Origin of the sequence: Neisseria sicca, assembly GCF_017753665.1 — a bacterium.
Classification (GTDB): Bacteria; Pseudomonadota; Gammaproteobacteria; order Burkholderiales; family Neisseriaceae; genus Neisseria; species Neisseria flava.
Genome location: NZ_CP072524.1, coordinates 891,678 through 910,279, shown reverse-complemented (window position 1 = coordinate 910,279; position 18,602 = coordinate 891,678). Strand labels below are relative to the sequence as shown.

Sequence of the window (18,602 nt, the reverse complement as noted above, 5' to 3'; positions counted from 1 at the left end):
TCAAATAGTAAACCGTTTTCAGACGACCTTTACCGATATGATTGTTAACGGCGGAATTTGCCGTGATCGAAATCATCAAATGCTTCGTAAGCGGCGCGGCATTGGATGCGTTGTTCTTTATAGTGTAGCTGACGGAAAGCTTTGCGGGCTTTTCGGTTTTCTTTCAATTCGGCACGGTCGCCTTTGTATTTGTACCATGCAGCGCGGCGGTCAAGGTACTTTTTGCAGGCGGGATGCAGTTTACCATGTTCGGCTTGAGTTCGCGGATGGCGGCGTTTGTGGGTGTCTGCATCGGCAGTTTGGGCGGAAAAACCCATTATCAGTGCAATGGACAAAGTAGAAAGCAAGCCTTTTTTGATTAACATGATGACCTCCTGTTTGTAGGGTTGAATAAGTACTTCGCAAAACTGAAATCTATAAAACAGGCGCTCAGAGGTTTCCGGCTCACTCTCGCTTCGCGTTACCAAATACCAGCTTATCGGTTTTGAACGTATAGTAATCTATCCAATCCTGCAGATATTCATACGGGTAAGACAAGTCATACTGTTTCATAAAATCGAAGATGTCTTGGTATTCGTCTGCCGGCAGCGGATCGTAAACAATCAAATCCCTCGGCCCGATTTCGTGGTCTATGCCTAAATCGAAACCGTGCATGGATGCAATTTTGGCGTAGATAACGATTTGCGGCTGCAGGTAGAAATCGAAATAGGACAATGTTTCTTTGGCAGCCATACGCGCGGTTTTTTTATCGAAAAGCGGCTCTAAGGCAGCTTTCATCGCCTCTGCATCCTGTTCGGCGAAAGCGAGGAAGAAGCGGTAATCGTACAACCGCTTTTGCAGCCATTTGCTAGGGGTGGGGTGCGCCAAGACTTTCTCGCTACGTTGTTTCAGCCGCTCAAGCTGCTTACCCTCCACCATCAGCAGAGTATTGTAAATCATATGACGGTTGAGGTCGTAGCGGTTTACGAAGACTTCTGTATCGTTGGCGATGTTGTCGATATTGCGCACCAGAAACTCAAGCAGCTGCGGGCTGTCGCTCATCAGCATCAGAAACATCGGATTTTGAATGTTGAGCATATCGCAGGGAAAGAAGAAGGGTTCAGGGTCTGTAGAATTTACACTCAGCAAAACTCCCAGCTTTCCTGCAACATAAGCATATTGCTTGAATTTCTTAAGATCATGTTCAAATAGATAGGCATGGGAAGCTGCAGCTCTAACGTCCATGAAAATATGTTGCATAGCTGCAAGCGGAACGCCTTTTTTTTCATCTACATAATCTATAGAGTCAAGGCAACCGTTATTGAAATTAGCAGTATTGCCTATGATTACATTAGTAATATGCTCATACCATTTTTGAGTGGTCATCATATTGTGCCCCATTGTTATCTCCTTATATTGGTTTTAGGAAACGGTTGCGGCATTATCCAAGTTTCTTTCCATGTCTTGTAAATTTTTCTCTGCTTTCGCTGCTTTATGGCCAGTCTCGCTTAACCGTTACCCGGAACTATATCCAGCTAAGGAAACAGGCATTCGGCATCGGTCTGTGAATAAAATAATTTGTTTTACCAGTCCACTCTATTTGCCTGATTAAGGGAAGGGAGCTATACGGTAGGAAGGGCTGAGAGAATCGCAGATAAAAAAAACCATCTATACTAAGGGGAAAAGTATAGATGGCCAAACACATTACGGGGAAAACGTCTTACTCACTTACTCACTTCTCTCGAAGCAAGTGTTACTCAGACACGCGAATTATATAATAGTTCACGAATGATGGCGTTAAGTTTGGTTAATATCATCTTAACAATCATATCATAATGTTTTTAAACAAATAAAAAAATCATAATGGTTAAATTTTTTTGAAAAAACTTTTAAATTTTCAAACTGTGATGAATTTCCACTCCCCTGAGGCTAAATTTTCTACCGTTCGTCCGTTGAATTCGTCCCGATGGAGATGTTCGACGCGATTGCCGGCGGCGGCGACCATGCGTTTGACTTGATGATATTTGCCTTCGGTAATGGTCATCAGCAGGGTGGTCGGGTTTTCCAAAACGGCTTCGGCGGCGCGGACGGTTTCGTTGTCATCGTGCAGCAGGACACCGTTTTTCAGCGTTTCACACAGGCTGTCATCGGCAGGATGTTTCAGAGTAACGCGGTAGATTTTGGGTACTTTGTGTTTCGGCGAGGTAACGCGGTGGTTGAACTGCCCGTCGTTGGTAATCAGCAAAACGCCCGTCGTATCGGCATCCAGTCTGCCGACCGCCTGCATATCGATGTTGCGCATATGACCGGGAAAAAGGCTGAAAACGCTGGGGTATTGCTGCGGTTTGTGCGAGGTTTCGTAATCGGCAGGCTTGTTGAGCAGGATATAAAAATAGGGCATGGGGACGACGACGATGTCTTCGCCGTCTATACGCATCGTTTGGACTTCGGCGGGATCGATGTCGGCTTTGGTATCGTTGCAGACCGTATCGTTGATTTCGACACAATCATTTTGAATCAGCCACTGGCATTGTTTGCGGCTGCCTATGCCTTGGGATTGGAGGTATTTGATCAGTTGCATGGGAATGGCGGGTGTGGGTTTCAGACGACCTGATTGTATATCAGGACTTTGTTTTCAAACGATAGAGGTATGTGGTTTCTTGATTGCGGGCGAAGGCGAGCGGGTCGGATTCGTCGGCGGCTTTGCGGTGGCGCGGTTTGGTTTTCAGAATATCGACCACTTCTAAAGAGGTCGTCTGAAAACATTGTTCTAGAAAATCTCGGTCGCGCAGGTGCAGATGTTCTGCCAAATCGGAAATGATTAACCACGCTTCGCCTTGCGGGTTTAAATGTTGCCGCACGCCGTTTAAGAAGGCGGTCAGCATGGCGTTGTCGGGATCGTAGAGGGCGGTTTCGACGGCGGAAGTCGGTTTGGCGGGCAGCCACGGCGGGTTGCAGACGATCAGGTCGGCGCACCCTTCAGGAAACAAATCAATGGCTTGGACGGCGACTTGTTTGTCCAGCCCCAAGCGGGCGAGGTTGGCGGTTGCGCAGGCGATGGCTTTGGGGTTGGTGTCGGTGGCGGTGATTTCAGGAATGCCGCGTTTGGCAAGGATGGCGGCGATAACGCCGGAACCTGTGCCGATGTCGAAGGCCGTCTGAATATGGGGATTCAACGGCGCTTGGGCGATTAAGTCCAAATATTCGCCGCGCAGGGGCGAGAACACGCCGAAGGGGACGTGGATTTTGCCGTCAAGCTGCGGAATGTCTATGCCTTTTTTGTGCCATTCGTGCGCGCCGATAAAGCCCAAAAGCTGGTTGAGCGGCAGCAAAAACGGCGCGTCATTCGGCTCAGCGTACACATCGGCGAGGGCGGAGCGGACGTCGGGCGCGCGCGGGTTGTTTAACTGAAAACCGGCGCCGATTTCGACGGCAAGCATATTTAACACGCGGCTTTGCTGCGCCTGCTTCATGCGGTGGGCGTGGAAGGTCGTCTGAATATCGGCAGACGCGTTTTTTGTTTTTTCAGACGACCTGCGGACGCGCTTTTTCATCGCTGCCAACACTTGCTTGGCGTTGTGGAAATCGCCCGTCCAAACGGTTGCCGTGTGGGCGTGGGCGTTTTTCAGAATATCGGCGGCATTGCTTTCATGCACATAAACCGCCTGCTTGGGCGGCTTTTGCGTGCTTTCGTTGCGCCATTCGGCAGCGGCGCGGTCGGTGGGGATAATGGGAAACATGATAGGAAGGAGGAAGGGAAAACTGACGGCAAGTTTACTATATTTCGGGAAGTATGTATTGAAAGCGGAATAGGGTTGTAACAAAGGTCGTCTGAAATTTGAAATGCGGTTTCAGACGACCTATTCTCAGTTGCATAAAATACTTTCTTTCCGCCTGTAAACGGAGTACATTTACCCCCATTGTTAACAATTTTACGGAACACACATCATGGAGAAATTTCCCAAATCGTCTAAGCTGGACCACGTTTGCTACGACATCCGCGGCCCGGTACACAAAAAAGCCCTGCAACTCGAAGAAGAAGGTCATAAAATCCTCAAGCTCAATATCGGCAACCCTGCGCCGTTCGGCTTTGAAGCGCCCGATGAAATCTTGGTGGACGTGATCCGCAACCTGCCGACCGCGCAGGGCTATTGCGATTCAAAGGGGCTGTATTCCGCCCGCAAGGCCATCGTTCACTATTACCAAACCAAAGGCCTGCGCGACATCACGGTAAACGACGTTTATATCGGCAACGGCGTGTCCGAACTGATTACCATGTCCATGCAGGCGCTTTTGAACGACGGCGACGAAATCCTGATTCCCGCGCCCGATTATCCGCTGTGGACGGCAGCCGCCACTTTGGCGGGCGGTACGGTGCGCCATTATTTGTGTGACGAAGAAAACGACTGGTTTCCCAACCTTGCCGATATGGAAGCCAAAATCACGCCTAAAACCAAAGCCATCGTCGTCATCAACCCCAACAACCCCACCGGCGCGGTATACAGCAAAGAAATCCTGCTCGAAATCGCCGAGTTGGCGCGCAAACACGGTCTGATCATCTTCGCCGACGAAATCTACGACAAAATCCTCTACGATGGCGCGGTACACCACCACATCGCCGCGCTCGCGCCCGACCTGTTAACCATCACCTTCAACGGCCTCTCCAAAGCCTACCGTGTTGCCGGATTCCGCCAAGGCTGGATGGTGCTCAACGGCCCGAAAGAACATGCCAAAGGCTATATTGAAGGTCTCGATATGCTCGCCTCCATGCGCCTGTGTGCCAACACGCCCATGCAACACGCCATCCAAACCGCTTTGGGCGGCTATCAAAGCATCAACGAATTCATCCTGCCCGGCGGCCGCCTGTTGGAGCAACGCAATAAAGCGTGGGAACTGATTAACCAAATTCCCGGACTTTCCTGCGTCAAACCGATGGGCGCGATGTATATGTTCCCGAAAATCGATACCGAAATGTACGGCATTCATGACGACATGAAATTCATCTACGACCTGCTTGTGCGCGAAAAAGTCTTGTTCGTCCAAGGAACCGGGTTCAACTGGATACGCCCCGACCATTTCCGCATCGTTACCCTGCCGTACACCCACCAAATCGAAGAAGCCATGGGCAAACTCGAACGCTTCTTGCAGACTTACCGGCAATAATCGAATAAGACGAAAGGTCGTCTGAAAGCATGATTTGCGTGTTCAGACGACCTTTGTTATGCCCGTTCTGCTTGGCAAAACAGCCTGATATGCGTATAATTAACGCTTCCCATCTGGGGGCGATCTTGGTTTCGACGGGGGTTGCAAAGCAGATGCGGGCATACCGGGGTCTCAGATTTCCCGTAAAACACTGAATCTAAATAGTCGCAAACGACGAAACTTACGCACTGGCCGCTTAAGGCCTGCCGTTGCAGCAGTTGGTCAATGGGCTGTGTAGCGCTAGCTACCGCAACGTCATTCTACATTGACTGGTTTTCCGCCGGGTTACTTGGCGGGAAATAAGATTTAAGGTAACTGGTTCCTAGAAGGCCTGTCGGTCGGCATGATAGGAACGAGATTTTAAATAGACACGACTAAGTATGTAGAACGCTCTGTAGAGGACTTTCGGACGGGGGTTCAATTCCCCCCGCCTCCACCAAGATATCCGATAAGTATCCTGTACTTATCTCCATTTCTGTGTTTTTTGGCACACCATTGGCACATTTCCCACCAAAAAGCTGCTCGATTTTGGACTTTTCACGCTGCTTGTCGGCCAAGTCAATCCAGCGGGAATAGTTTTCAAGTAGCATTTTCATAGTGCTGTGTCCCATCTGACGGGCTACCCACATGGGGTTGGCTCCGGCCATGAGGTTGAGTGTAGCAAATGTATGGCGGGTGTTGTAGGGTTTCCTGTACCTTACCCCCGCTATTTTTATGGCGTGCTGCCAAGGTCTCCACGGCACTTTGTCGTTCTCAAATGGGCTGCCAGTTTTCGGATTGATGAAAACGTATCCGCTTGCGAGTCCTGTTCTTTGCCATTGCCTACGTAAAGCTTCCAAGGCGCGGCTATTGAGCTCGATGTCTCGATAGCTGTGGGTTTTGGTGCTTTTCAGCTTGCCAGCCACGGATGCTTTGTTCACGCGCACGCACTGCCTCTGGAAGTCGATGTCCTGCCAAGTGAGAGCGATGAGCTCGCTGGTACGCATACCGCTAAAAAAGGCCAGCTCGAAGTAATTGTGAAACACAGGTTCATTTTTCAGGTAGCCTAGAATGGCTTCGGCTTCTTCGAGCGTGAACGGGTCAGGCGGCTCTTTCTGCACTTTGGCATTGGCCAGATGCTGGGCGGGGTTGTCTTTTATCCTACCGTCGCGGAGCGCAAGAACAAACGGCTGCCGAATAACGGTGGCGATGTTGTTGCGAGTTTTTGCGCTACAGTCTAAGGTAGCCAGCAGCCCGGCTAGGGTACTGTATTGAATGCGGTCTATCGGTATGTCGCCAATTTTGGGCAGGACGTGGCTGTTGAGCATGCCGCGATAGCGGGATAGGGTGGAGTGGGATAGCTGGTTAACGGTGGCTAGCCAGGCTTCGGCCATCTCACGGAAAGTGGGGCTGCGCTCCGTTTTTTCCGCCCGTTTGGAGTTGGGGAAGAATTCGGCATAATCGAATACGCCGATGGCGATTCGGGTAGATATTTCTTCCCGGAGTTTGGTGGCGTGCCGGATGTTGGCGGTGGTGGGCTTAAGCGGCAGGCTTTCCCAACATCGTTTACCCTGATACATGAACCATATTTTGATACTACGGTCGCGAATAACTAAGCCGGTTGGCATTCGTTTCGTTGCCATTTTTCTACCTCTTTTACGTTGATTAAGATGTGGCGGTCGGGTGCACGGTAGTAGTGGAGTCCCTCTACCCAAACGCCGGTGCTGATTTTGTCCCTTAAAGCCTTTTCTGTATAGCCTGACAACTCGGCGTAACGTTTTAACTGGATTTGGTTCAACATATTCAATCCTCCATATGAGTAATTAGGACTTGTAGTAAGTGGCCGTAGTACCGTAACCAACCATGTGGTAGTTCAGGCAACCTGAGTCGGCTTTCTGTTTGCATTTTTTTCTCCAAAGTTAAAGTTCGCCTTTTAGCGGCTTAGTTAATCCATTGTCCACGGCAGATTGTGTTCCACACTGCGTCGGGGCGAGTGATTTACCGTTGGGATAAGCAACAATGTCAGGTACGTATCTATTGCCTATATCGGTACCAACTATATTAGCAGCAAAAAGCCCTAAAATTTTTTCAGCTCATTCTCAAAGTAGGATGAATATCGGCAAACCATATGGCGGTTTGAAACTTGGAAAAGCCCTGGTTCACTGAGTGGATAACAGGTCATTTTGGATTGGCGTAGCTGATTATCCCTATAAAAAGTACGATGGCCGCAAGTGTATTCATGTAATGGAACTAGGTTCTGTTAATGATGAGCGCAGCATGGTTTTTAATATAAACTAAAAATAACATTAAATATCAATGAATTGATATTTTTTTAAGAGGTTTATGCCCGAGAGCTTAGTAAAACTCACTAAACGGAGAACCTGGTCAGGCACACTTTCCCATCTGTTGAGCCTAATCAAGCACCGATTGAGCGGACAGGGTTCCAATATCCTGTGCGCCGATGTAGGTATCGCTGGCGTTATCCGGACCTGGTTTATCGGTGGCTGACAAAATCAGGTCCGCACATCGGTGCAAACGATATCTGTACCACCACCGGCAACGACTGGGATGCATGCCGGGTTAAAGTCACTTTAAGGTTTGCTCACAGCATATCTGCATCGATGCAGAAAATCATACCGATGGGCAATGGGCATATTGCCGAGACCAAGTCCGCAATCAAAAGGGGTATTGAGGCAGACAGCTTTGCTTGGCTGAAAGATGATTGCAAGGACCTGGTTCTTTCACTCAGTGAAAGATAAAACCTAAGCAAGAGGTGATGATGCATACCAACGACCGGCAGCACTCCCCTAAAGACCGGAGAGTACCTGGGTCCGTTGTAGATGCTTCCGTCGTTGATACTGTTTTCATTACCCGCAATATTTGTTTTTATTCAATGAGTCAATGGATTATTTAATATTATCAATAGAATAGATAGATTTCCGTCTATCGGTATCTTTGAGCATGCAGAATAACGGCTCCATTCAGCCTTCAGGCAGCAGCCGAAAGTATCAATGACACGGTTGATTTTGATTTGATGATGCAGAAAAAAAAGAGGGATGGCAAACTATCCCTCTTGTCGCTTTGATGTGCTGCCTGGTTCACACCATCAAAAACGGCAGCCCGTCTTTGATTTGCTGCTGTCCCGCCGGGCTGTCGGGCTTAAACTCTTCCTGATAATAGCCGATGGTGTTGCTCACCGTTGGAATGCCGTATTCGTTGGCATAACAAACGGGCAGGTGTTGGTGGGCGTGGCCGTGAATGCAGGCTGCAAGCTTTTCAGGTAGCCCGATTTCCGCATCCTCCGCCCACTGTGCAGGCAGTACCGTACCGTAGCCCAGGTCGGCATCGCCGAACAGGCGGCTGGTCGGGTGGTGGGTGAACAAGATGTTTTGCACGCCGGACGGGCTGGCACGCAGCGTGTCTTCGATAAAGCAAACGCTTTGATGATGTGCCGCCAGCACATCGCGGTACAACAGCTTGGCGTAACGATTGCCACGTTTGACCTTGATGTAGCGGTAATCGCTCAACCTTTGCGCCACCGCATATTCGTCCCCATGCGCCACCTGATACCAAAACGGTGCGCCAATAATCTGCACGCGCCCGTTGTCGAGAATCGCACACTGATTATGCAGGATGCTCATGTGCGCCTTCAGCATCGGGCTGCCCTCCAGAGCCACCTGAATTCGTCCGACTGCCTTATGTAGGGCATCGCCGTAATATTCGTGGTTGCCCATCACATAAAACACTCGGTCAAAGCCGTTGTCGGCAATCACGCTTTCCAGAAACGGCACGAAATAGTGGAACTTCCTGGCCTCGGTCAAATCGCCGGCAATCATCAACAGATTGTGTTGCGTTGCAGGCTGCTTATTGCAGCGGAACAGGGGGCGGTAGATTGCGTCCAGTACATCGGTTTGCAGCAGCCCGCGTTTGTCGAACAGCCATTCCAGATGGATATCGGAAATGTAGTTGAGTTGGACGGTGCGTGTCGGCATTAAGAGGACTTTCTATGAATGATTGATGAGCGTGAACCATCAACGCCGATACTCGGCGCCAATCGTGTCAAACGGTTTCAGATGGAATGATACAATACCGGCGAACCGTTTCCCATCTCCCGTTGCAGCCTACCTGAAACCATATCTATATGAAAATACAGCTCCTTTCTGACACCCACGGCAGCCCCTATGCCCTTCATCCCGAAGCCGATGTGATTGCCCACGCCGGCGATTTCGGCAACGGTTTGGCCGCCATGCGGCAGTTTCAGGCAGCCTGCAACGAGGCGGGCAAGCCCTATGTTTTTGTGCTTGGCAATCACGATTATTATCATGAAAACATGAGCGATGTGCGCCTGCAATTGCGCGACGAACCTTATCTGCGCGCGGGCAAAACAGTGCAAATCAACGGCTGGACCTTTGTCGGCGGCACGCTGTTCAGCAATTTCAGGCAGCACCAAGTCAGCGCCAAACAGTTTGAGCAAAACTGCAATCTGGCGCAGGTTTCCGTGGCCGATTTCGCCTATATTTTTGATTACCTGCCCAACAGCCAAAACGAGCGGCGCATCACGCCTGAGGACTATGTCCGCCTGTACAACGAAGAATGGGCATGGATACAGCGGTTTTCCCCCTAGCCTTTAAACGACAATTAAACCTACTCTTTATCTTAGGGTTAATCAACGTTTAAAGGCTTTTCTTATGTCCGAAAAAATCAAAACCTCGCCATCTACCCGCTGGAAAACGCCACAGCTGAATTTAACCTTGTGCTGGCCGAAGACGGGCAAACCGTTTCAGGCAGTCTGGAATACGGCATCCACCACAACAGCGAATGGCACTACGATTTTGTCATGCACCTACTGATGGTTCGCGAGGATATGGCGATTGATACGCAGCTGGAAGGGCAGGCGCGGCTGGTGGCTGGTTATGTGCTCACTGTTGCTCGACCGTTTGGAGGAAGAGACTCTGAAAAAATATGAGCGATATATGAAGATTCCGGAAAAATTTTTCTCGGGAGGTAAAACTTTTATTGTTTTACCTCCCAAATTTTTTGAAATTATAGGTCTGGGGAAAGTGGAGTTAAGATGTGTTATAGAGATTGCTTTTTTTGTTTAAAGCGCATACTTATATTTATATATATAATATAAATACCTATTATAAGAATATATATATCATATATAGTATATATACATCGGTGATTTTGGAATTTTGAAATGGTTTTCTTCCATCGGGTTTGACACGATGGCCTTTGGGTTGGCGAGATGGGATTCGATAAGAAGCCCGTCGGCATACTCTGAGCTCGGTCTCAACCGAGCGAGGGCGAAGCTTGTTTTCTCCCATCGGGTTTGGCTCGATGGCCGTCGGGTTGGTAGGTGGGCTGATGATAAAAAGGGAAATGGTCGAATACGCCGACATGGAAATATATGCAAGTTGGTGGATGGAGCGTTATGTTTGCCGAAGCAATAAATTCATCCTGCACTGTGTCAATGACCATGGGGTTTAACCAAACCCACCTAAGAGCAGATTCGTGAGATGTATCTCTCCACCCGATGACAAAAAGGCCACCCAAATCAGGGCGGCTTGTTTTATTAGCTGGCGGTTTGGTTAATATTGATTCCACCAATAGTCGTCAGGGTTGTAGTTGGGGGTCGAGATACCGATGGCGTTTGGGAAGGACGGGACTGAATATCTTTGGCTGGGTGTAGTAGATTATGGGAAGGATTTTGGGTTCCTTGTACCGTTTCCAAGACTACATTGATGTCGACACAGATCGAACGTAGTATCCGTTGCTGTTCTGTTGAGTTTGGTTGAAGCAGGGAGGCTTGTGTGCCGTACTCCATAAGCTCACCCCCTTGGCGCCATCTGAACCACGTCAAAAATGCTCTGTAGCTGCGAAAGAGCATGTTCTAGTTTCAGCAGTTGTACAGACGTGCCTTTGTCGGTCAGCTTGCCTAACTGGAACGAGCGGTTCTTTTTCAGTCTGGGTAGCGTACCTGTAGGCGTCACCATCAGCAGCTACTTCCTGTTGTTCTCGCTGATTGCTCAATGATGTCAACTCTTTACGTAACTTTTGTACAGCTGGAGAATCTACCGTTTCATGCAGCCCGGTCTCCATTGTTGATGACCTGCCCAATAGCCAGAATGAGTGGCGCATCACACCCGAGGACTATGTCCGCCTGTATAACGAGGAGTGTATATGGCGGCTGTTTCGCGGTGCAGCCTACGGCATCATTACCACACAAAATCAAGAAGTATTGCGCAAAAACCCAGTTTAACCTAAGATTATGTCTTAAATTAAACTGGATTTTGTTATGTATTACCCACGTCACCTGCAACCCGTTCTGCAAAAGCTGTCCGCCCAATTTCCCGCCGTGTTGCTGACTGGTGCGCGGCAGGTCGGCAAATCCACGCTGCTTCAGCACATTGCGCCCGAATACGGATACCTTACCTTAGACGATCCCTTGCTGCTCGACCAAGCCAAAAACGAGCCGCAACTGTTTTTATTGAACCACACGCCGCCGCTGATTGTGGACGAAGTCCAATACGCCCCCGAGCTGTTCCCCCAGGTGAAAATGGATATAGACCGGCGCAAGCAGAACGGCCTGTATCTGCTGTCCGATTCGCAGGCTTTTGAGTTGATGCAAAACGTCAGCGAAAGCCTGGCCGGGCGCATTGCGGTATTGAAATTAAACGGATTGTCGTGGCGCGAAATGCGCGGCGATGATTTTCAGACGGCCTTTGTGCCGGACGAAGGCTATTTGGCCGACCGAAACCCCGTATCCAGTTTGCCCGAACACGAAAATATCTGGCAGATTATCCACCGCGGCGATATGCCGCGCTTATACGAGCAGCCCGAAACCAACTGGCAGGTTTACTATGCGTCGTATGTCGCCACCTATATCGAACGCGACGTGCGCCAATTGGTCAATGTAGGCAGCAGCGGCGATTTCACTCGGTTCATGATTGCTATTGCAGCCCGCAGCGGGGAATTATTGAATTACAGCAGCGTGGCCCAGGAAATCGGCGTATCGGTGGATACCGTCAAGCGTTGGCTCACCGTGCTGCAAACATCGGGCATCGTCTATCTGCTGCAACCCTATGGCAACAACCACCTCAAACGCGCCATCAAAACCTCGAAAGTCTATATGCTGAACACCGGTCTGATGGCCTACCTGACCAAATGGCTGACGCCGGAAACCATTCAAAACGGAGCCAAGAGCGGGCAGTTTTTTGAAACTTTTGTCGTGGGCGAAATCATCAAATCCTTCCACAACCAAGGCCAAGAACCGCCGATTTATTTTTACCGCGACACCAATCAAAAAGAAATCGACCTACTGATCGAACACCAGCAGATGCTGTACCCCGTTGAAATCAAAGCCACCGCCAATCCCAATAAAAAAATGGCCGCCGCTTTCAACCTGCTGCGCAACACGCTGCCGGCAAACGAATTGGGCATCGCCCACGGCACGATCATCAACCAGTACCCGCAAAAAATCTGGTTGGCGGAGAATTTGGTTGCCGTGCCTGCGGCCTATGTTTGAGGCTACCTGAAACCGCCCTTCAAGGAATGAACCATGCCCAACACCCCCGCCAACCCCATCCCATCCGAACATTTCCACGACGGCACCCTCATCTCCTGCAAGCTTACCGACTGGACCTTCACGCGCTACCACACGCCCGGCAAATCCGAGTATGCCGTGGTGTACGGCACAGTCGCCCAAGATGGGTCGGGGCGCTTTGCCGCAGGCGGCCGAATCCGCACCTCGCCCGTTACCCTATGGGCTGCACCGCTGGCCCATACGCACAACTCGGTGTACTGCCTGCCGGACGGTGCAGGCTGCTTTTGCGACCTGCCCGCAACCTTGCAGCCTGCCATAGACAGTTTGGGTATTGACCCTGCCGAAGCGGCCATTATCCTGCAAAACACCTTCATGCAGCCTGCACATGCCTTGCCTGAAACCGCTTGTTTCGGCGTTCCGGTAATGCGGCCGGCAGGACAGGGCGATTGTCCGGTCGTCATGGAGCACCACATCGCCGAATTGCCGTTCTACCCGTTTTGGCGGGACAGCAGCATCGGTTCCGCCCAAAGCCTGATAGACGGACAAGCCGCCGTATTTCTGCACGATTGGAACGCATTCTGCCGCCGGTTTGTCCGTACCGGTAAACACCGCTGCCAAACTGACCACACAGACAACCAAGCCGTAGACGGCCAATACAGCTATTTCGGCCTGCCGATTGTGCATACGCCAGAACAGGATAATGCCCCTGCCGTATTGGAAGCCGACATCGCCAAACTTCCGTTTTACACCTATTGGTACACCGCCTGCGCTTCCGATGTGCACCGGTTAGCAGACGGCTCGCATGCCGTGAAACTTGCCGACTGGGAAGCCTTCTGCCGACGGTTGGTATTGACCGGTAGATAGGCAGACAAAAAGTGCAGGCTGCTTTTTATCGCCCCAACCCTGTTTCAGACGGCCTCTAAAGCAGCCTGCACCTTATTTTTCATTGTCAGATCCCCAGAAATCGAGTACCCCATGCCCCAAACCTATTTCACCGCCGACTGGCACTTCTCCCATCCCAACATCGCCCGATACTGCCCGCAATTCCGCTTGCAAAGCGATAACGCCGACGAGCTGAACGAATACCTGATCGACTGCTGGAACCGCGTCGTTACCCCGCAAGACACTGTGTACAACCTCGGCGATGTCTGCTTTGCAAAAAAGCCCGCACACATCGAAGCCGTGCTGCAACGGCTTAACGGGCAACACCATTTGATCTACGGCAACCACGACTACCTGATTCGGCAAAACGAAGCACATTTCCTCAACACGCGCAAAGCCGACGGCCATCCGTTGCTCTCGTCCGCTAGCCATTACCTGCGGCTCAAACTGCCCGAAATCGGCAATACCGCGATTTTGTGCCACTATCCTTTATACGAATGGGACGGCATCCACCACGGCCTATACCACCTCTACGGCCACCTGCACGACCGCATGGCTGCCGTCAAAGGACGCACCCTCAATGTCGGCTGGGATATGCACGGCCGTTTCCTGACCGCACAGGATATTGACGGCTTCCTGCGTGATCTGCCTGCCGTTCAGTATTTCGACGACAAGCAAAATGTTATCGTCGGCAACAGCACGGAAGATGCGGCTGCAAAAGTTCGGGCGAGATTGGCAGCATTGAATGAATGAGCTTTTATAGTGGATTAAAATTGCAACGATACGGCGTTACCAACGCCCTTATGTACTATCTGTACACGACGGGCGTTGCCGCCTTGTCTCATTTTTATTTTAATCCACTATATTTTAGAAATGAATTTTCAGGTAGCCTTGAATAGTGCAGGCTGCCTGAAAAACAGCCGACAGAACAAAAGGACGGGTTTTCAATCCGTCCTTTTTGCATCAGCAATACCGCCAAGTGTCCTGCATAAAATGAATGATCTCGTTTAACGGCACAGGCGAAAGCGTAAACTGCTTGTCCCCTTTCTTCTGTTCCACTTCCAAAATCAACATACAGCCTTCCGACAACTTGCCTGTCGGTCAAATTCCAATTCTTTGATTTTGACCGACAGGGTGATGCCGTTGTCCGCCAAGTTCTGCCGGTATGCCTCGCCTGTGTGCCCGTAAAAATGGTAGGCAAACGCCAGCTGATCCAGCACATTGGCAATCTCTTCCGCGCCGTAACCGCTTTGGCTGTCGGCAAACCGTTTCGGGCGTTCTCTTCTTTAGACGACACCTTTCATTGGTGCCGGGCAATGAGTTGGCCGTTTTCGTTGTAGTCGAAGCAGGTGATGCTTTGGCGGTTGGCGGCGCGGACGAGGTTGCCGTTCGGGTCGTATTGGTAAGCGGTTTCCTGAACCTTGTCGTTATCGCGGGCAAGGGTGTGGATTAAGCGTCCCAATATATCGCGTTTGAACTCGGTAATCCGCAGCGGGGTTTGACTGTCGAGGTCGTCTGAAAGCGGGATAGCGTCTTTTTTGGGGACGGGCTGTCCGCCCAGCTGCGCCATCAGTTTGGCGGCGAGGGGGGGCGTCGCCGAATTCACGCTGCTCGACCAGTTCGTTGCCGGCGTTGTAGCGGTAGCCGGTGAGCTTATGGTCGAAGCCGCTTTCGGCAATCAGGCGGTCGAGGACGTCGTAGGCAAAGCGGTAGCGCGCACCGTTTTCATTGGTGAGGCCGACTAAGCGGCGGGCTTTGTCGTAATGGTAACCGAAGGTATGCCCCAGCGCGTTGGTGCGTCGGGTCGGCAGACCGTCTTGGCCGTATTAGTAGGCGGTTTTGGCTTGGATTGTTAAGGAATAAATATTTCAGACGACCTCAAGAAAGGATCAAGGTCGTCTGAAAAGCAGAAACCGAGTGCGTACGTACTGCATACACTCTCTACGTAAAGATTAGGGGTTTCATGCATGCTATAGCCCACCAAGATTGATTTATAATCTATTTTTTATTTACGTTTTTTAAAATTATTTAATAGTTTTACTATCTTCTCTTTATTTTCGCTGGATGAGTTAATTGCAATTCTAACGGCATTTTCCCCAAATTCATTTTGTATATTTTTATCAGATCCATTGTCAAGGAGTAATTTCACCATTTCTATATTTCCAAACATACATGCATAATGTAGGGGGGTATATCCTAAGTCTCCTTTAAGATCGATCAATGCCCCATTTTGAAGAAATACAAGAGCATCATTTAAAGAATTATTTCTGGCTGCAATATGTAAAACTGTATCATCCATACCTCCTACTTGATTTACATCTTCAATAGTGTCACCCAAAAAATCAGGATGCGTTTCATATTTTTTTAAAATACATAATAATTCTTTTTCCATTAACAATACCTATAGTTCTAAGTTGATAAATTTAATATCTGGATTTTATTTATTACTTGTGACGCAATTTTCTTTATGCTCTTTTTTTAGATTGTTTAATCTGTTTTTACGTTCTTGTATTTTTTGAGCATGTCTGCCAGGTAACCATTTTTTATCCCATTCTTCATAAAGCTTAATACACTTTTTTGCATGTTCAATTTGCTTATGCAAAGTTGCACATTTATTTTCTCCAGGTGGTGGTGGAGTATCACAAAAATTCTTTGCTATCTCATATTCACGTTGTCTTTCTGCCGCTTGTGATTTTGAATTTGCTTGTACTTTTGAATATACCCATATTCCTGCATCAGCTACGACTGCTAAAGTAAGTGCAACTCCCCAGCCCACCCATTTTTGAGGAGCTGCATCCGTTGGCTCTAATACTGCGGCATCTGTACCTAATCCAGTTAATACAGCACCCGTTACACTTAAGCCAAATAAATCAATCCAAATTTGAGTATTAAAAGCGAATTGATAAAGATTATTTCCCCCCTTCAATTTGATAGGATCCTGATTCACAAACCGCCCCGCATCAGGCTCATAATACCTGAAGAAGTTGTAATGCAGCCCAGTTTCGAGGTCGCAATACTGGTTCTGCAATCGGAAGGGTTGGTGAGCAGTTCCGGATATGTTGGTTTCGCTCTTCAGTTTACCCCAGCCGTAATAATCCCCGAACCACAGCAACAGACCGTCTTTATCGGTCATCTCTCTTGGAATGCCGATTTGGTCGCAGTGGAAGTAGTGGGTTTGTTGACGGCATAAGCTGATACTACTGTGTTCTTACCTGTCTCGGTCTGCTTCAGGTCGTCTGAAAATGTATTTCAGACGACCTTGCAAGATTGTTAGATCTTTAACCAACCTACGGCTACCTTTCTAGAAACCTTAGCTTATGTATGCGATTAACAAAATAATAAGTAGATTTAGGAATTATTTAATAACTTTTCGAGATATTCAATACTTCTGAATAAATAATGTTCACCTATTTGCTGTATCAAATTTGATGAGTCCCCAAATAATATTTTTTCTAAATACTTTTTTAGAATTATAAGCTCATCTTTTTTTTAAGAGATTTAAAGCATGGGTGATGTTTTCTGCGGTAGGTATATTTATAATAAATTCTTCTATATTTACTGGAATATCATCATTTCTAATACCATTGCTGATGCTATCAATAATTTTAGGCATTAAATAATTTATTCCTTCTGGTGAAAAAAAGATGAATGGTACTAAATTATGTTCATCAATAATAATTTTCTCTATTGGGGTATATTCGTAATACTTAAATTCATCTTTAAATTCCTCTATTTTATAGATGTTTTCTCGATAAAAGTTTTTGAACAATCCTTCTTTAGGATAATCTCTATAGGGAATTTTCAGGAAGGGCATATTTATCTCCATTATATTAGATAACTTTTACATTTATAGAGACCTTTGCAAAATTCCCCAAAATCCCCTAAATTCCCACCAAGACATTTAGGGGATTTCTCATGAGCACCTTTTTCCGGCAAACCGCACAAGCCATGATCGCCAAACACATCGACCGCTTCCCACTATTGAAGTTGGATCAGGTGATTGATTGGCAACTGATCGAGCAATACCTGAATCGTCAAAGAACCCGTTACGTCCGAGACCACCGCGGCCGTCCCGCCTATTCCCTGTTGTCCATGTTCAAAGCCGTCCTGCTCGGACAATGGCACAGCCTCTCCGATCCCGAACTCGAACACAGCCTCATCACCCGCATCGATTTCAACCTGTTTTGCCGTTTCGACGAACTGAGCATCCCCGATTACAGCACCTTATGCCGCTACCGCAACTGGCTGGCGCAAGACGACACCCTGTCCGAATTGCTGGAACTGATTAACTGCCAACTGACCGAAAAAAACCTAAAAGTAGAGAAAGCATCCGCTGCCGTCATTGACGCCACCATTATTCAGACCGCCGGCAGCAAACAGCGTCAGGCCATAGAAGTCGATGAGGAAGGACAAGTCAGCGGCCAAACCACACCGAGCAAAGATAAAGATGCCCGTTGGACAAAGAAAAACGGCCTCTACAAACTCGGTTACAAACAACATACCCGTACCGATGAGGAAGGCTATATCGAGAAACTGCACATCACCCCCGCCAATACCCATGAGTGCAACCACCTGTCGCCTTTGCTGGAAGGTATAGCCGAAGGTACGACCGTCTATGCCGACAAAGGCTACGACAGTGCGGAAAACCGGCAACATCTGGAAGAGCATCGGTTGTTGGACGGCATTATGCGCAAAGCCCGCCGCAACCGTCCGCTGACGGAAGCTCAAACCAAACGTAACCGGTATTTGTCGAAGACCCGTTATGTGGTCGAACAAAGCTTCGGTACGCTGCACCGTAAATTCCGCTACGCCCGGGCAGCCTATTTCGGGCTGATTAAAGTGAGTGCGCAAAGCCATCTGAAGGCGATGTGTTTGAACCTGTTGAAAGCGGCCAACAGGCTAAGTGTGTCTGTTGCCGCCTAAAAGGCGGCCCGGATGCCTGATTATCAGGTATCCGGGGAGGATTAAGGGGGTATTTGGGTAAAATCAGGAGGTATTGGGGGGAAGGAAATGG

The 18,602-nt window shown here is 48.9% G+C and carries 17 protein-coding genes, 1 other RNA gene and 2 pseudogenes; 8 read left to right on the top strand and 12 right to left on the bottom strand.

The genetic code is table 11. From position 1 onward, the window contains the following. Positions 1-44: 44 nt before the first annotated feature. From J7445_RS04245 to J7445_RS04230, 4 genes are all read right to left on the bottom strand, one after another. A complete protein-coding gene (locus tag J7445_RS04245) occupies positions 45-365 on the bottom strand; it encodes a stress response protein (protein WP_070656569.1) in 321 nt (106 codons plus the stop codon). A gap of 79 nt (positions 366-444) precedes the next feature. Then, positions 445-1,380, bottom strand: coding sequence for an immunity 49 family protein (locus J7445_RS04240; protein ID WP_070656571.1), 936 nt, complete (start codon positions 1,378-1,380; stop codon positions 445-447). 496 nt (positions 1,381-1,876) lie between these two features. Then, complete coding sequence (locus tag J7445_RS04235) at positions 1,877-2,560, bottom strand: 16S rRNA pseudouridine(516) synthase (protein WP_070656573.1); 684 nt, start codon at positions 2,558-2,560, stop codon at positions 1,877-1,879. 40 nt (positions 2,561-2,600) lie between these two features. Further along, positions 2,601-3,719 carry a methyltransferase gene (locus J7445_RS04230; protein WP_209283193.1) on the bottom strand — a complete coding sequence of 373 codons (1,119 nt, stop codon included), beginning with the start codon at positions 3,717-3,719 and terminating at the stop codon, positions 2,601-2,603. Positions 3,720-3,927: 208 nt separating this feature from the next. Between J7445_RS04230 and J7445_RS04225 the strand changes: the two genes are divergently transcribed. After that, positions 3,928-5,142 carry a pyridoxal phosphate-dependent aminotransferase gene (locus tag J7445_RS04225; RefSeq protein WP_070656577.1) on the top strand — a complete coding sequence of 405 codons (1,215 nt, stop codon included), beginning with the start codon at positions 3,928-3,930 and terminating at the stop codon, positions 5,140-5,142. A 115-nt stretch (positions 5,143-5,257) separates the two neighbouring features. After that, positions 5,258-5,620: a transfer-messenger RNA gene (ssrA, locus tag J7445_RS04220) on the top strand. A 190-nt stretch (positions 5,621-5,810) separates the two neighbouring features. Here ssrA and J7445_RS12480 read toward each other — a convergent pair. The 3 genes and pseudogenes from J7445_RS12480 to J7445_RS04200 all read right to left on the bottom strand — a co-directional run. Next, positions 5,811-6,740 (bottom strand): annotated as a pseudogene (locus J7445_RS12480) (tyrosine-type recombinase/integrase); the annotation flags it as partial. A gap of 32 nt (positions 6,741-6,772) precedes the next feature. After that, a complete protein-coding gene (locus J7445_RS04205; RefSeq protein WP_003782610.1) occupies positions 6,773-6,961 on the bottom strand; it encodes a hypothetical protein in 189 nt (62 codons plus the stop codon). Between the two features lie 1,297 nt (positions 6,962-8,258). Continuing rightward, positions 8,259-9,152, bottom strand: a complete 894-nt coding sequence (locus tag J7445_RS04200; RefSeq protein WP_070490969.1) for a metallophosphoesterase — start codon at positions 9,150-9,152, stop codon at positions 8,259-8,261. Positions 9,153-9,301: 149 nt separating this feature from the next. On the opposite strand from J7445_RS04200, the gene J7445_RS04195 reads away from it, so the two are divergent. From J7445_RS04195 to J7445_RS04175, 5 genes are all read left to right on the top strand, one after another. After that, complete coding sequence (locus J7445_RS04195; protein ID WP_234405116.1) at positions 9,302-9,784, top strand: metallophosphoesterase family protein; 483 nt, start codon at positions 9,302-9,304, stop codon at positions 9,782-9,784. 129 nt (positions 9,785-9,913) lie between these two features. Next, positions 9,914-10,126, top strand: coding sequence for a hypothetical protein (locus J7445_RS04190; RefSeq protein ID WP_064106073.1), 213 nt, complete (start codon positions 9,914-9,916; stop codon positions 10,124-10,126). 1,332 nt (positions 10,127-11,458) lie between these two features. Further along, on the top strand, positions 11,459-12,688 hold the full coding sequence (locus J7445_RS04185) for an ATP-binding protein (RefSeq protein WP_070656581.1): 1,230 nt from the start codon (positions 11,459-11,461) through the stop codon (positions 12,686-12,688). A gap of 33 nt (positions 12,689-12,721) precedes the next feature. Then, positions 12,722-13,570, top strand: coding sequence for a hypothetical protein (locus J7445_RS04180; protein WP_209283192.1), 849 nt, complete (start codon positions 12,722-12,724; stop codon positions 13,568-13,570). 111 nt (positions 13,571-13,681) lie between these two features. Further along, positions 13,682-14,341 (top strand): phosphoesterase, encoded by a 660-nt coding sequence (locus J7445_RS04175; RefSeq protein WP_209283191.1) that lies wholly within the window; start codon positions 13,682-13,684, stop codon positions 14,339-14,341. Positions 14,342-14,435: 94 nt separating this feature from the next. On the opposite strand, the gene J7445_RS04170 is transcribed toward J7445_RS04175, so the two are convergent. The 5 genes and pseudogenes from J7445_RS04170 to J7445_RS04145 form a co-directional block, all read right to left on the bottom strand. Further along, the gene (locus J7445_RS04170; RefSeq protein ID WP_209283190.1) at positions 14,436-14,693 is read right to left on the bottom strand and encodes a hypothetical protein; all 258 of its coding nucleotides are present in this window, start codon (positions 14,691-14,693) and stop codon (positions 14,436-14,438) included. 195 nt (positions 14,694-14,888) lie between these two features. Then, positions 14,889-15,194, bottom strand: coding sequence for a hypothetical protein (locus tag J7445_RS04165; RefSeq protein ID WP_244969520.1), 306 nt, complete (start codon positions 15,192-15,194; stop codon positions 14,889-14,891). A gap of 399 nt (positions 15,195-15,593) precedes the next feature. Beyond that, positions 15,594-15,980 carry an ankyrin repeat domain-containing protein gene (locus J7445_RS04155; protein WP_070656291.1) on the bottom strand — a complete coding sequence of 129 codons (387 nt, stop codon included), beginning with the start codon at positions 15,978-15,980 and terminating at the stop codon, positions 15,594-15,596. A gap of 45 nt (positions 15,981-16,025) precedes the next feature. Next, positions 16,026-16,772: pseudogene (locus J7445_RS12195) on the bottom strand (RHS repeat domain-containing protein); the annotation flags it as partial. A 294-nt stretch (positions 16,773-17,066) separates the two neighbouring features. Further along, on the bottom strand, positions 17,067-17,402 hold the full coding sequence (locus J7445_RS04145) for a hypothetical protein (protein ID WP_209283189.1): 336 nt from the start codon (positions 17,400-17,402) through the stop codon (positions 17,067-17,069). 101 nt (positions 17,403-17,503) lie between these two features. Here J7445_RS04145 and J7445_RS04140 point away from each other — a divergent pair, with 101 nt between their 5' ends. Next, positions 17,504-18,511, top strand: a complete 1,008-nt coding sequence (locus J7445_RS04140) for an IS5 family transposase (RefSeq protein WP_209283188.1) — start codon at positions 17,504-17,506, stop codon at positions 18,509-18,511. The last annotated feature ends 91 nt before the right edge of the window (positions 18,512-18,602 follow it).

Coding starts and splice junctions, on each gene's coding strand:
- J7445_RS04240 (WP_070656571.1), bottom strand. CDS start 1,380: ATGGGGCACAATATGATGACCACTCAAAAATGGTATGAGCATATTACT.
- J7445_RS04235 (WP_070656573.1), bottom strand. CDS start 2,560: ATGCAACTGATCAAATACCTCCAATCCCAAGGCATAGGCAGCCGCAAA.
- J7445_RS04230 (WP_209283193.1), bottom strand. CDS start 3,719: ATGTTTCCCATTATCCCCACCGACCGCGCCGCTGCCGAATGGCGCAAC.
- J7445_RS04205 (WP_003782610.1), bottom strand. CDS start 6,961: ATGTTGAACCAAATCCAGTTAAAACGTTACGCCGAGTTGTCAGGCTAT.
- J7445_RS04245 (WP_070656569.1), bottom strand. CDS start 365: ATGTTAATCAAAAAAGGCTTGCTTTCTACTTTGTCCATTGCACTGATA.
- J7445_RS04140 (WP_209283188.1), top strand. CDS start 17,504: ATGAGCACCTTTTTCCGGCAAACCGCACAAGCCATGATCGCCAAACAC.
- J7445_RS04180 (WP_209283192.1), top strand. CDS start 12,722: ATGCCCAACACCCCCGCCAACCCCATCCCATCCGAACATTTCCACGAC.
- J7445_RS04155 (WP_070656291.1), bottom strand. CDS start 15,980: ATGGAAAAAGAATTATTATGTATTTTAAAAAAATATGAAACGCATCCT.
- J7445_RS04145 (WP_209283189.1), bottom strand. CDS start 17,402: ATGCCCTTCCTGAAAATTCCCTATAGAGATTATCCTAAAGAAGGATTG.
- J7445_RS04195 (WP_234405116.1), top strand. CDS start 9,302: ATGAAAATACAGCTCCTTTCTGACACCCACGGCAGCCCCTATGCCCTT.
- J7445_RS04185 (WP_070656581.1), top strand. CDS start 11,459: ATGTATTACCCACGTCACCTGCAACCCGTTCTGCAAAAGCTGTCCGCC.
- J7445_RS04175 (WP_209283191.1), top strand. CDS start 13,682: ATGCCCCAAACCTATTTCACCGCCGACTGGCACTTCTCCCATCCCAAC.
- J7445_RS04200 (WP_070490969.1), bottom strand. CDS start 9,152: ATGCCGACACGCACCGTCCAACTCAACTACATTTCCGATATCCATCTG.
- J7445_RS04225 (WP_070656577.1), top strand. CDS start 3,928: ATGGAGAAATTTCCCAAATCGTCTAAGCTGGACCACGTTTGCTACGAC.